Below are 11,941 nucleotides of genomic sequence, written 5' to 3' on the forward strand. Positions count from 1 at the left end.
GGTGGCGAAAGCAAGCACCCGCAAGGCGTCGATCGACCGCATCATCCTGCCCGACCTCGCTGGCGACGATGGCGTGCTGTTGCGTTCCGGCGACGCTCGCGAAGCCGAGCGGTACACCGGCATCGACCTGGATGGCCGCGACCTCACCGGGATCACCTTCGAGGGGTGCGAATTTAGCAAGGTGTCCCTGCACGAGACCACACTGCGCGGGGCATCCTTTTCGGAGTGCCTCGCGACCGACCTCCACGCACCGGTGTTCAGCGCGCCGCGCTCCAGCTGGCGGGACGTACGCATCGAGCACGCCCGGCTCGGCTCGGTCGAGGCCTACGAGGCGACGATGCGTTCCGTGCACATCGACGGCTCGAAGCTCGATTTCGTGAATCTGCGCAACGCCACCTTGACCGACGTGCTCCTCAGTAACTGCATCATCGAAGAACTCGACCTTGGCAGCGCCACCGTGCAGCGACTCGAGCTGCAGAACTGCCGCATCGGCATACTGGAGATCGGCGGCGCCAAGCTCAAAGACGTCGACCTGCGCTCGAGTGATTTCTCAGCCGTGCACGGCCTCGAGGGACTGCGCGGCGCGACGATCGACGACGCCCAGCTGAGCCTGTTGGCACCGTTATTGGCCGCGCACCTCGGCCTGCGCGTCGAGTAGCGCCGTTTCATGAGTGGATGCCACGGCCCTGCCCCGCAGATTCATCAGCTCTAAGGAATGGCGGTCGCGGTCAGTTCGAGGTCGTAGATTGGCCGGTCGCGCTGGGTCGCGATCGCTGCGCCGGCCGCCACGCAGACGACGACGATGGCGATCTGCTGCAGCAGTGTGAAGGTCTCGCCCAGCACGAGCGCGCCGAAACCAGCAGCGATCACCGGGCCGAAGCTGGTGATGATCGCGTACAGGCGCGGGCTGATCCGACGCAAAATGTAGGTGTCGAGCGTGTACGGAAAGGCCGAGGAGACCACGCCCACGAGCAGGAGCAGTCCAACGACGCCCCAGGTGAAGGCCGACAGATCGAGGGTGAACAGGGCGATCGGTACCACGATCACCAGGCTCACCATGCTCGCGACTGAGATGCCTTCGAGTCCGGCGAATTCGGTCGCCACCCGGCGGGTCAGCAGAATGTAGCAAAACCACGAGGCCGCTGCCGTAAGCGCCAGCACAATTCCGAACACGTCGAGAGTGCCGTCCGACCAGGTCAGGAGAAAGACTCCTCCGGCAGCGGCCGCAGCGCACACGAAGTCCAGGATGCGGCGGCTTGTGATCAAAGCCAGGGCGAAGGGCCCGAGAAATTCAATCGTCGCCGCGATGCCGAGTCCGAGGATGCTGACGGCCTGGTAAAAGGTGAGGTTCATGACGGCAAGCACGACGCCAAGGGCCAGCGCCGGCCAGATTCGGGCCCAGGTCAGGTTTTTCAACTTGGGCCGGGCGAGCGGCAGCACGACGACGACCATGACGATCTGGCGGACCGCGACCACGATGGGCGAACCGACGACGGGAATGAGTAGTCCGGCCAGTGACGAGCCAAAATTGATGCTGACCTCAGTGGCGAGCTGAGCCCCGGCACCGCTCAGTTTGTCCCGCCTGGTACGCACACTGCTCCTGTCGGCGCCATCGGGGCACCTACCGACAGTACCGCTCGCGGCATCCGCTTTCGAAAATGCGGGCACGAGCCGCCGTCTACAGCTGCAGGGGAATGAACTGGTATTCGCTCGTGAGGTGCTCGTGCCGGCACGACCCGCAGTAGAGCACGCCGGATACGCGCATAGCGTCGACCCGCGACGCACACTGGATCACTTTGGGGCCGCAGCACGGTGAAATCACCATGTACCCTCCCGATTCGGCCGGGTCGTGTCCGCTGAGTCCGCGGTCGTGGTGCACGCCCTCGCAAGGGAGGAGTGCATCGAAGTCGAGCTCGTCCACGACGTGTTCGTCCAGTAATGCATCCATGATTTCCCAGCCGATCTCGGTGTGCAGGCCGCCGAGTTGGGCCACGTCAACCGGCGGCGACCTGCCCGGATGAACGACGACTCAAGATCGTCGGCACTACCAACCGGGGACCGGGGCTGGCACGGTGTCGACTGCGGTACAAAACCTGAAGCCCCCTACGAGGTAGGAGGCTTCATGTCGACTACGTGTCTGTGTAGCGTACGCTTCTATCCTGAAATTACCAGTGCGACTTTGTGCGCCCAATCTAATGAAACACCGCCCGGGACACCGCCGTCACCTCCAGTGGTACCCCGTCGGGCACCACGGGGGTCAGCACGGGTGGGCGCCACCACGATCGCAGCGTCACCGACGCGCTCTGCCCGTCAGCGGATGCCGCGCTCGTCACGGTGAGCGCCTCGAATGAGTCGTGCGGAACGAGGCGCAGATATTCACCGACCGCCGCCGACACGTCGCCCGATCTCAGCTGCGGCCGTGGCCCGACCACACCGACCTGCACCGCGTCGAGGGTGAACGCCTCAGACCCGGCCAACGCTGCACCGTCGGCGAGGCTGAGCAGCCGCTTGTGTTCGAGGTAGAGCGACGTCGCTGACAGGGCCACCAGTACGAGGCTCAGTGCCAGAAAGCCATAGAAAATTGTGAGCAACAGGGTCGAACCATCTTCGTTCGACGCGCACGACCGGCGCCCGGTCATCCAAGGCCGCCGAATCGGGACACCATCTGCGTCGACGTCGCGGTCATCGGTACGCTCGCGCTCTGGTTCAGTGCGAGCACGTCGGGCACCAGCGGCAGCGCAATGCCGATTCGCACGGTGATCGTCACGAGCCCGTGGCTGGTCAAACAGCCACTGGTTCCGCCAGCGCACTCGATCTGCACTTCAGCGTCGCCCGGGTCGAGTCCGTAATCCGAAAGCGCGAAGGCAACGGCTCGATGGGCCCGCGCCGTCGCTGTGCCCTCGTCGGGGGCCTGAACGTAGACTCGCGCGGCCTGCCGCGCGGCTCCCTCGACGGCCAGCGCTCCGCCCTGCAGGGCGGACAGCGCGAGCACCAAATAGACCAGGGGCACCAGCAGGATCATGCCCGCCGTGATGAATTCGAGCGAAGCCGAACCCGCCTCCGACCATCTACTGCAACGATTCGACCGCAGCATGAGCGACCACGTCCAATCCGCGCGGGGCACCGAGCAAGCCCATCAGCGGCAGCGGCGCGACCACCCGAACTTCGACGGTGGCATACCCGGCACTCACTCCGTACTGCACAACGACATCGGTGGCATAGGTCGCTCCGATAGCTGTCGTGATCAAATCGCGGGTGCGTTGGGCGCCCGCGGGCAGACTGCTGTCGGCGAGCGCGGCGTAGCGGGCACCCTCAGCCGCGGCATCAAGTATTGTGTTGCGAATGTGCAGCGCGAGGGCCAGCTGCATGACCATAAGCGTCAGAAAGCTCAGCAATGACACCACCATGACAAATTCGGCCACGGCGGAACCCACCTCGTCTCGCAACGTGGTGGGGCGTTGCGAGGCGAAGCGCCGCATCCGCTTACCGAATTTGGGCATGTCGAACGGTCAGAAACTGCTCACGCGATCCATGGCCTGCTGGAACACCCCGCTGAGCGCCGGGCCGGCGAGTCCCCAGATGATCAAAACTAAGCCTGCCGTCATCAGGGTTATCAGCACCCAGCCGGGCACGTCTCCTGTTTCATCGCGGAGCAGGCTATTGAAGCGGAGCATGATTCGGGTCATGTCATTCTCTTTTCTCGTGGAGTGGATGGTGCAGTGGAGCGTCAGAACCCGGCCTGGAGCACGACGAGTCCGGGAAAAACAGCGAACAGAACAGTCATCGGAAGAATGAGAAAGACCAGCGGCACCAACATTGCAATAAGGTACCTTTATGGATTGCGTCATATATACCCGCGTCAGCCTCGACCGCACAGGCGAGGCCCTAGCCGTCGCCCGCCAAGAGCAGGAGTGCCGCGCGCTAGCTGAGCGCCTTGGCCTGACAGTTGTCCACACGTATACGGACAACGACATCAGCGCCACCACGGGCAAGGTACGGCCGGACTTCGAGGCCATGCTCAAGGCTCAGCCAGAGGCCATCATCGCTTGGCATCAGGACCGGCTGCTGCGCCTCACCAAAGATCTTGAGCGGGTCATCGAGCTCAACGTGCCCGTGTACACCGTGACGGCAGGCACCCTTGATCTGACCACCCCGGCAGGGCGTGCCGTAGCCCGCACCGTGGCAGCGTGGAGCCAGTACGAGGGTGAACAGAAGGCCACACGACAGGTCGCCGCCAACGTGCAGCGGGCTGTCAGTGGTGTCCACTCTGGTCGGATGGGCTATGGCTACCGGCGCGAGGGCACTACCGCTGTGCTGCACCCAGAGGAGGCCACGACTATTCGGTCGGCGGTGGCGCGTGTGCTCGACGGTGAATCGTTGCGGGCGGTCTGCAAGGACCTGGACGCTCGGCAGGCTCCAACCCCCGGCCGAGGCGCACGCTGGAACAGTACGACGCTTAAGCAGTTACTGCTACGGCCTAGCCTGGCTGGGTTGACCGTCCACAGGGGGCAGGTGCTGGGCCGTGCTCACGCCGACTCCCCTCGTGTGATCGACGAGGACACGCACGAGCGGATCAAGGCCCTGCTCACTGACCCAAGGCGACGCTCAGGCAAGCCCGGCAGGGCACCCAAGTACCTGCTCAGTGGCGTTGCCCGATGTGGCCGGTGCAACGGTGTCATGGCGCGGGCTATCGGCAGGATGACGACCACCAAGACAGGCGGGACCAAGCGCCAGCCGCCGAGCTACGTGTGTAGCGAGTGCTACCGCGTGCGCCGCAAGCAGACTGACGTGGACGCGCTGGTGGAGGGCATCGTGGTGGGCCGGTTACAGATGCCCGACGCTGCGCAGTTGTTCGCCACGGGCGACCCGGTGGCCCTGCAAGAGGCACGCGACACGATCGAGGCGCTAGACGCCAGATTGTCCAACGCTGCGGACATGTTCGCCACGGGCGACATCGACGGCGGTCAGTTGACGCGCATCACCGAGCGACTGCGGGCCGACCGTACTCAGGCTGCCACTGCCATTGAAGCCGCGCTGCCTGCTGCCGTACCCGCCACGTTGATGAGCGAGCAGGCTGCCAAGGCATGGGCCGCACTGAGCATGGACAGTAAGCGTGCCGTGCTCACGTCGCTGGTCACGGTCACGATCCTCCCGAGCGGTAGTGGCAGGGCGTTCGACCCGGACACAGTGCGCATTACCTGGAGGAGTTAACACCGGTCTTTGACTAGTTCGCCCTCCGAGACTTCCTCGCCTTCCCAGATCTGCTTTGGGCTTGGCGACGAGACTTCCACCGGACGGGCAATCTGCCAGTACCCGCCACCTCGATCGGCGTCACTCGCGCGGGAGCCGGTGTCCGGTGTCGAGGCGGAACGCATTAGCTCGGGCGAGTGCTCTTCCAATTGGTGTGATGTGGTGCCCGTTCTTGGCGTTCCGATCCCACCATTCAGCGAAAAGGCCGAAGTTCGGGAGCGCTCTAATCCGAGTCATCAATTCGGCTCGCGCTGCGTCGTCCTGCTGACCTAGACCGAATTCCGACGCCGCCCGGCTCATCACTGTCTGAACGTAGGCGTCCGGCTTGCCAACGTTTCGAAGATTCTTCTCGAGCGCATTGGCATCCGTAACTCCGATCCGGAAGAACCCTTCCTTCAACTCGTGGGGGAGAATCAAGAACGGCCAGGGTTCCTCCAGAAGGTCACCGCCGACGAACTGGGATAGCGCCTCGGCAGCGACGCCCGGAGCAATGTAGCCAATGAGTTGCTCGCCATAGAACTGCTCCATCGTTTTCATCTCGCCGAAGGAGTTGCGGCGGACGGCGCTGAGCGCGTCCAGATGGTCTAGCCAATCTGCACCGATGGGCAGAGGCCCGTCAATCAGGGACGCGAAGATCGATTCGAAGAGCTGAAGGCCCTGAGCGACTAAGGACCCCTGCGGGATCCATTGCGCCATCGCATTGCAAACAGTCAGAGCCCGCAGCGCCTCGGCGTCCACGCGATCCACAATGTCGATTGCGCCGTCGATCCCTACGATGCGCGGGCGCTCGCGCGGGCTCTTTGCCCGATCGGTCAACAACGCCGCCAGCATGTCATAGTCAGACGAACGCTCGCTAGATGCGGCGCCCTCTTGGGCTTTTCTGTAGGAGCGTATGAAAGCGGGGTCCGCGAATGAATCGAGCGCGTCAGCATCCGACAAGTTTTTGATTACGCGCTGGTCGAGTTCTTGGACCCGAGCTTCAAGTATTTGGTGCGACTCGACCGCGAACTCCTCGACCACACGCCTGGCCGTGACGAGGGAAATCTCCTGTGCGCGCTCCTCGGTGATACCCACGTTGACGATGTAATCACCTGCGATCTGCATCTGGTTAGAGCCCTGACCGCCCTTCTGGCTTTGCTCGCCAGCCATCATCGCGCTTTGCCCCCCCCATCGCGACCGACCTGCACCTGATTTGCATTGTTGCCAGCGTGCTGCTTCTGCTTCACCGTCGAACGCCGCGACATGGTACGCCATGTGATCGTGCTGCCCGCAGCACCCCCCAGAAGCAGACCGATGAGCATGGTGCCCAGCCCGTCAAAAAACCAGTCCACGAATTCCTCACTCCCCCGGCGACTTTCGCCCTTGCATCACGATAGCGACTACCGCCGACAGATCCGCCCCTCGGCAAGCTAATGCGGAGTGGGACGTTCCCGGCCCTGCTGGCGAGCAGGTGGTCGTCTCAGGCGACAGCCAGCGAGACCCTGCCGAGACCACGCAGGGGCGGGGCTGGTGGGCTGCTGAGAACTGCGAGCCGCCATAAGTGGACATCTGCCAGTTCGACAGGGCGCACGGTCTCGCCGGCCTGATCGCAGATTTGGCCATAAGGGTCCCCTTGAGGCATAGTTCAACTTCATTCGAACGTTTGTTCGAATGACGAGGAGGACCTGAACATGCCCACGATGACACGACACCACATCACCACCGTGCCCCGCCAGGGTGGGTACACCGCCCGCTGCGAGTACGAGGTGGAAGGCGAGGTCCAACTGTGCAACATCACGTTTGGCGGGTTCCCGACCAAGACCGCCGCCCGCAATGCCTGCAAGCGGGGCTGCCCGGAGGCAGTGAACCGATGACCACAGTGATCGGCTACCTGCGGGTGTCCACGGAGGAGCAGGCGCACAGCGGCCTCGGCTTAGAGGCACAGCGCGACACGATCACACGCTACGCCGACGCGCACGGCTGGGAGGTGATTTGGTACATGGACGAGGGTCTCTCGGCTAAGTCTCTGGACCGCCCGCAGTTGCAGGCCGCACTGGCCCGGCTGCACGTCATCCCGAAGCGCCGTGACGTGGACGGCATCGTCGTCGCCAAGCTCGACCGCCTGAGCCGCAGCGTCGTGGACTTCGCAGGCGTGCTAGATCTCGCCCGCACCCGGAAGTGGGCGCTCGTCGCGATTGACCTAGGTGTGGACACCTCCACGCCGACAGGGGAGCTGGTCGCCAACGTCATGATGAGCGTCGCCCAGTGGGAGCGCCGTGTGATCGGTGAGCGGACGTCTGCGGCCATGCAGGCCGCGAAGCGAGCCGGGCGGCACATGGGCCGCGTATCCGCTCTCCCTGAGAGCACCGGTCACCGTCTTCTCGCGCTTCGAGCCCAACACACGCTCGCCGCTACGGCTGTGCTGCTCAACGCCGAAGGCTTCGCAACGGCGACCGGCGAGACGTGGTTGCCCAGCAACGTGTGCAAGGCGCAGGCTCGTCTCACCGCCTCCTAGTCATCGTTGTTGAGGTACCAGCCATGCTCGCGGTGCCTGGTCGTCGCGTTCGGGTTATCGCGAACGTAGGCCTTGTTCGCATGGCGAACCATCTCGTTGTTCAGACCATGCAACGAGGTCTGGAGCCTCGTTGCCTTGTTTGAGTCCTTGGCCGATACGTAGCGAAGTCGCAATGCCTCGTACTGCGCTGCGAGTTGCTCGTCGGACGGGCGGAACGCGCGTGCGAAGGAGTCGAAGATGCCCATCCGTTGATGCTGCCACCCCGAGGGCTGGCGGGCAACGTGATAAGAGTGCCGAAGACTAGTCGCCGCTACCCTCGTCGCTTGTGGGGCTCGCATCTTCGGAGTCGACTCGGCGCTCGATGCTGGAGGATGCCTTCTCGGGGATCACGCTTCGCTCCACGACGAAAGGACACACCGGATACGACCCGGACCGCATCGTTCTGGAGTGTCGACGGCTGGCGCGTTCGCCCCGCTCTGTCACCGCGACGGCCTATGGTTGAATCATGACTCTCGCGCCCCTTTCTCCCTGGCCCGAATCTGCCTCAGGCGACGAGCGTCCTTCAATCACCTCCGCTAGCGAGAATTGGTCAACGCACTTCGAAGACCTCAGCGGACAGACGAAGTCCTCAGCGCTCCTCCTGCAAGGAGACGCATTGAAGGTGCTCGCGTCGCTCCCGGCCAACAGCGTCGACATGATGATGACGTCTCCGCCTTACTGGGGCCAGCGCCAGTACGACTCAGATGGAATCGGCTTGGAGTCGTCCGCGGCCGAGTTCATCGACAACCTGGTGGCAATAGTCGCGGAAGTGAAGCGCGTTCTCAAGCCGACGGGGTCGTTCTGGCTGAATCTCGGCGACACCTATCACAAAAAGGGGCTCGCGGGAGTTCCCTGGCGAGTGGCCATCCGACTTATCGACGAGCAGGGCTGGATTCTTCGTAACGAGGTCGTGTGGAACAAGCTCAAGGGTGGTATGGATACGGCGTCCGACCGTCTCGCGAACACTCATGAACTTCTCTTTCACCTAGTGAAGTCGTCCAAGTATTATTACGACCTCGCACCCATTCGATCGGCTCCGAGGTCGAGCAAAGTCGTGAATGGCAAGGTCGTTTCTGCCACCGGCGTTTCCGGTGTCAAGTATCGCCGCCAACTGGAACTTTCCACGGCGCTATCGGACGAGGAGCGCGCTGCTGCAACAGCCGCTCTCGAACGAATGCTGAAGCAAGTCACGGACGGCGAATACTCCGACTTCCGGATGGTCATACGAGGGCAACAGAGAAGCACGCATTCCGATCAGGCAAAGGTTTCAGGCCGAGCGAAAGAGCTCAACGACAAGGGGTTCTATTTCCTTCGTTATCACCCTCACGGGAGCAAACCTTCCGATGTCTGGGACATTATCCCCGAAGACACTCAATCGCGAGGCGGGGAACACTTCGCTGCGTATCCGATTGACCTTTGCCGGATTCCGATCCTGGCCACTTGCCCTCCGGACGGAATCGTGCTCGACCCTTTCGCGGGGACCGGAACCACCCTCGTCGCTGCTTCCGTCCTCGGACGGCGGTCTGTCGGCATAGACATTTCCAGCTCATATCTAGACTTCTCCGCCGAGCGGTTGAGTGACCTATGGTGAAGCAAATCGTTGAGCTGTTCGGTGTCAACACCGAGCGGACCGACGTCGACTGGAATCAGATCGTCGCCGATCAACACTGCCCTTTCCTGGACAAGGTTTGCTACAAGGTCCGAAAGTCGGACTCTGGGAAGTCAATCGGTAGCTGCACCGTGTCATTTGGCCGTCCGGAACCGAAGCCGATCATGATTTGTCCCGCGCGACTGGTCGAGGGCGGTCAGATCTTTACTGACTGCCTTCACCTGCTGACCTTGCACGAGCCCGGGAACGAGCTTCACCTCGTGCCCGAGGTGGGCATCCCCGGAGGCTCGGTCGACTTTTTCTTGATCTCAGTGAAGGCGGGCAAGGTCGTCGACTTCGTTGGAATCGAGCTCCAAACTCTCGACACAACCGGAACCGTCTGGCCCGCCAGACAGAGGCTCTTGAACGACTTCGGAATCACCGAGGCCGATCAGATCATCGAGGATAAGTCCTACGCAATGAATTGGAAGATGACCTCGAAGACGATCCTCGTGCAGATGCACCACAAGGCGGAAACTTTCGAGGCCCTCAACCGGAAGCTCGTGCTCGTTGTCGAGGACCGGCTTCTTAATTACATGAAGGGCGAGTTCCGGTTCGAGCACACTCACAAGCCCGCGAGCCTCACTGACTCTGTCCAGTTTCACGCTTATGGCGTCGGAGATGACTCGGCCGCGCTGAAGCTCACGCTCGTTGAGCGCATTAGTACCGACGCTGATGGCGTATCCCAGAGCCTTGGCATGCAGGCTGAATCGCGGGTCGAACTCGACGCAATCGTGGCGGCGCTACAAGCTCGCATCTCAGATTTGACTCGTTTCCAGCCGGTCGGCGCAGCGCCCACCGCGACCGTTGCCGACGCTTTCGGTTCGGCCGCTTCTGACTTCGACGACTAAACGGCCAGCGCGGGGTCTCCTTCTCTCGCTTCTTCGCTCTCGGCAAGCGCTCGCTCGACTAGTCGAGAGCTCAGCGTGAGCGCAATGTCGTCGGGAACCAAGGCCATTCCTCGCTGAAAGTGACCCGTGTTCAAGCCTGTCTCGGTCTGGACGTTGTTGACGAAGGGGTACCACAGAGGCTTCTTGACCTCGAACCAGACAATCATCGGCACGATCGCCGTAAACCGACTTGTCCCTCCAGACCACGGCGCCTCGAATCGCCCGGCGGGCACTCGGGCAGGTTCGGTTACTCGGCCGAATCCGACATAGCCCTTTTTCCCCATCCAGAAGAGAAGCCTGTCGCCCGGACCGGCGGAGGGCATCCCTCGCGTGTAGCCCCAGAGGCCGTGCTCTTTGCATAATGCCCAGTTGCGCGGCTCGCTCGGCGAGATGCTGCATACAAACCACGTCATTCCGCTAGTTAACCACTTCCGACAATCCTCACCCGACCATCTGGCGCGAGAGGCTGACGCACAGCTTCCAGCGGCTCCCGTGCGGCAAAACCGCCAACGGCATTCCTTGGATGAACGACTCAGAAGTGGGTAATGTCTGGGCCGGCGGCATCAACGTGATGAGTACCCAGCCCGAGACATCTCCGACGAGTTCGCTCCGCAGGAACTGGAGCCGCTTGTTCGTCTTCTGCACCATCTGCACCATCTGCACCATCTGCACCATCTGCACTGTGGAGGCGAGATTGCCAGAACGGGACCCTTCCCGCAAGTAATCCTCATATTCTGTCGGCGCTGGGCTTCACCTTCTGTTCACAGGCGAGGTGACGGGGAAGCTGCCGGGCGTGGTGCTGTCCTTCTCTGACAGCCGCTCAGCCTCCCGTGAGCGTCCTTGTGGCGCGGAGTGGCCCCCACATACGCCGGAGGCTCCCCCGCGCAGTGCAAGGGAGCCTCTGGGTGCTGGGCAAGCACGCCCAGCGGGACGCGGCGAAAGGAGTGAAGTCCGCGCCCAGTCAGGGGGTCATTCGAGGGGTGCCGAGAACGTGATGCTGTTGCTCATGTTGAATGCGGCCCCGCTGGTGTTGGCCTCGACGTAGGACAGCGCTTCGGCGGACTCGGCCGTCGTGGGGAACGCGGCCTGATAGGCCTCGGCCACGTCGATCATCGCGGTGTTGCGGGCACGGTTGCCGATGGCGTGGGCCAGGTCGGCATCACCGTTGGCGATCGCGTCGTTCAGCACTTCCATGGCCTCCTGCCTGTCCGTGAGCCTCCTGGCGCGGTCGGCAGCGTCACGGCGGCTGACCACGCTGGCCGCGTCGGTCGGCTGGTTTCCACGGAACTCCCGCTCGATCTTGTCGCGCAGGCCGCTGATGTACGACTGCTGCTCGGCCTTGATGCCGTCGAGCTTGATCCTGGTCTGCGTGCTGAGGTCTGCCAGCTTCTCGCGCTTGGCGAGGTCGCTGGTCATCGGGTCGTCCTGGATCTCCTTGCGAGCGGACGCGTGCGCTGCCTTGATGGCGGCGGCGCTGTCCTTGTAGCCGAAGAGTGCTGAGTTGAGGTCGCGCTCGACGGATGCGGCGGTGGTCTTGCTCATGGTGTTGCCTTTCTGTTGATGGGTGCCGGGTGGAACCGCCCGACGCGGGGGTCGATGGTTAGGGCTGGCGGTTCTGTG

General features: G+C 62.9%; 17 protein-coding genes. 6 read left to right on the forward strand and 11 right to left on the reverse strand.

Going from position 1 to position 11,941, the window contains the following annotated elements:
* The first annotated feature begins 1 nt into the window (after position 1).
* The gene (locus tag CXY70_RS13630; protein ID WP_158250985.1) at positions 2–658 is read left to right on the forward strand and encodes a pentapeptide repeat-containing protein; all 657 of its coding nucleotides are present in this window, start codon (positions 2–4) and stop codon (positions 656–658) included.
* 50 nt (positions 659–708) lie between these two features.
* On the opposite strand, the gene CXY70_RS13635 is transcribed toward CXY70_RS13630, so the two are convergent.
* The 6 genes from CXY70_RS13635 to CXY70_RS18045 all read right to left on the reverse strand — a co-directional run bounded on the left by CXY70_RS13635 (position 709) and on the right by CXY70_RS18045 (position 3,686).
* On the reverse strand, positions 709–1,668 hold the full coding sequence (locus CXY70_RS13635; protein WP_233205938.1) for a DMT family transporter: 960 nt from the start codon (positions 1,666–1,668) through the stop codon (positions 709–711).
* 10 nt (positions 1,669–1,678) lie between these two features.
* Positions 1,679–1,993 carry a hypothetical protein gene (locus CXY70_RS13640; protein WP_104192899.1) on the reverse strand — a complete coding sequence of 105 codons (315 nt, stop codon included), beginning with the start codon at positions 1,991–1,993 and terminating at the stop codon, positions 1,679–1,681.
* A 199-nt stretch (positions 1,994–2,192) separates the two neighbouring features.
* Positions 2,193–2,639, reverse strand: coding sequence for a pilus assembly protein TadG-related protein (locus tag CXY70_RS13645; RefSeq protein WP_104192900.1), 447 nt, complete (start codon positions 2,637–2,639; stop codon positions 2,193–2,195).
* Positions 2,636–3,022 (reverse strand): hypothetical protein, encoded by a 387-nt coding sequence (locus CXY70_RS13650; RefSeq protein WP_233205939.1) that lies wholly within the window; start codon positions 3,020–3,022, stop codon positions 2,636–2,638. Before CXY70_RS13650 ends, CXY70_RS13645 begins: the two co-directional genes overlap by 4 nt.
* 46 nt (positions 3,023–3,068) lie before the next feature.
* A complete protein-coding gene (locus tag CXY70_RS13655; RefSeq protein WP_233205940.1) occupies positions 3,069–3,500 on the reverse strand; it encodes a TadE/TadG family type IV pilus assembly protein in 432 nt (143 codons plus the stop codon).
* Positions 3,501–3,509: 9 nt separating this feature from the next.
* Positions 3,510–3,686: a hypothetical protein gene (locus CXY70_RS18045; RefSeq protein ID WP_166786111.1), complete on the reverse strand. Its 177-nt coding sequence runs from the start codon at positions 3,684–3,686 to the stop codon at positions 3,510–3,512.
* 148 nt (positions 3,687–3,834) lie between these two features.
* Between CXY70_RS18045 and CXY70_RS13660 the strand changes: the two genes are divergently transcribed.
* On the forward strand, positions 3,835–5,211 hold the full coding sequence (locus tag CXY70_RS13660; RefSeq protein ID WP_104192902.1) for a recombinase family protein: 1,377 nt from the start codon (positions 3,835–3,837) through the stop codon (positions 5,209–5,211).
* 120 nt (positions 5,212–5,331) lie between these two features.
* Here CXY70_RS13660 and CXY70_RS13665 read toward each other — a convergent pair whose 3' ends face one another.
* Positions 5,332–6,504, reverse strand: coding sequence for an LPO_1073/Vpar_1526 family protein (locus CXY70_RS13665; protein WP_146066134.1), 1,173 nt, complete (start codon positions 6,502–6,504; stop codon positions 5,332–5,334).
* 416 nt (positions 6,505–6,920) lie between these two features.
* On the opposite strand from CXY70_RS13665, the gene CXY70_RS13675 reads away from it, so the two are divergent.
* The gene (locus CXY70_RS13675; RefSeq protein WP_104192905.1) at positions 6,921–7,103 is read left to right on the forward strand and encodes a hypothetical protein; all 183 of its coding nucleotides are present in this window, start codon (positions 6,921–6,923) and stop codon (positions 7,101–7,103) included.
* Positions 7,100–7,744, forward strand: a complete 645-nt coding sequence (locus CXY70_RS13680; protein ID WP_104192906.1) for a recombinase family protein — start codon at positions 7,100–7,102, stop codon at positions 7,742–7,744. The genes CXY70_RS13675 and CXY70_RS13680 overlap by 4 nt, the downstream gene beginning before the upstream one ends.
* Here the strand turns inward: CXY70_RS13680 and CXY70_RS13685 are convergent.
* Complete coding sequence (locus CXY70_RS13685) at positions 7,741–7,989, reverse strand: hypothetical protein (RefSeq protein ID WP_104192907.1); 249 nt, start codon at positions 7,987–7,989, stop codon at positions 7,741–7,743. The genes CXY70_RS13680 and CXY70_RS13685 overlap by 4 nt on opposite strands.
* A 416-nt stretch (positions 7,990–8,405) precedes the next feature.
* Here CXY70_RS13685 and CXY70_RS13690 point away from each other — a divergent pair, with 416 nt between their 5' ends.
* Together CXY70_RS13690 and CXY70_RS13695 are read left to right on the forward strand one after the other, a co-directional pair.
* Positions 8,406–9,374: a site-specific DNA-methyltransferase gene (locus CXY70_RS13690; protein WP_233205959.1), complete on the forward strand. Its 969-nt coding sequence runs from the start codon at positions 8,406–8,408 to the stop codon at positions 9,372–9,374.
* Positions 9,368–10,282, forward strand: a complete 915-nt coding sequence (locus CXY70_RS13695) for a NotI family restriction endonuclease (protein ID WP_199183445.1) — start codon at positions 9,368–9,370, stop codon at positions 10,280–10,282. The genes CXY70_RS13690 and CXY70_RS13695 overlap by 7 nt, the downstream gene beginning before the upstream one ends.
* On the opposite strand, the gene CXY70_RS13700 is transcribed toward CXY70_RS13695, so the two are convergent.
* The 3 genes from CXY70_RS13700 to CXY70_RS13710 all read right to left on the reverse strand — a co-directional run bounded on the left by CXY70_RS13700 (position 10,279) and on the right by CXY70_RS13710 (position 11,863).
* Positions 10,279–10,734, reverse strand: coding sequence for a hypothetical protein (locus tag CXY70_RS13700; protein WP_104192909.1), 456 nt, complete (start codon positions 10,732–10,734; stop codon positions 10,279–10,281). The two genes, CXY70_RS13695 and CXY70_RS13700, sit on opposite strands and share 4 nt — an antisense overlap.
* Positions 10,735–10,762: 28 nt before the next feature.
* On the reverse strand, positions 10,763–10,996 hold the full coding sequence (locus CXY70_RS13705; protein ID WP_146066135.1) for a hypothetical protein: 234 nt from the start codon (positions 10,994–10,996) through the stop codon (positions 10,763–10,765).
* Between the two features lie 294 nt (positions 10,997–11,290).
* On the reverse strand, positions 11,291–11,863 hold the full coding sequence (locus CXY70_RS13710; RefSeq protein ID WP_104192911.1) for a hypothetical protein: 573 nt from the start codon (positions 11,861–11,863) through the stop codon (positions 11,291–11,293).
* Between the last annotated feature and the right edge of the window lie 78 nt (positions 11,864–11,941).

The sequence above is a fragment of the Cryobacterium sp. Y82 genome, assembly GCF_002929495.1.
Lineage (GTDB): Bacteria > Actinomycetota > Actinomycetes > Actinomycetales > Microbacteriaceae > Cryobacterium > Cryobacterium serini.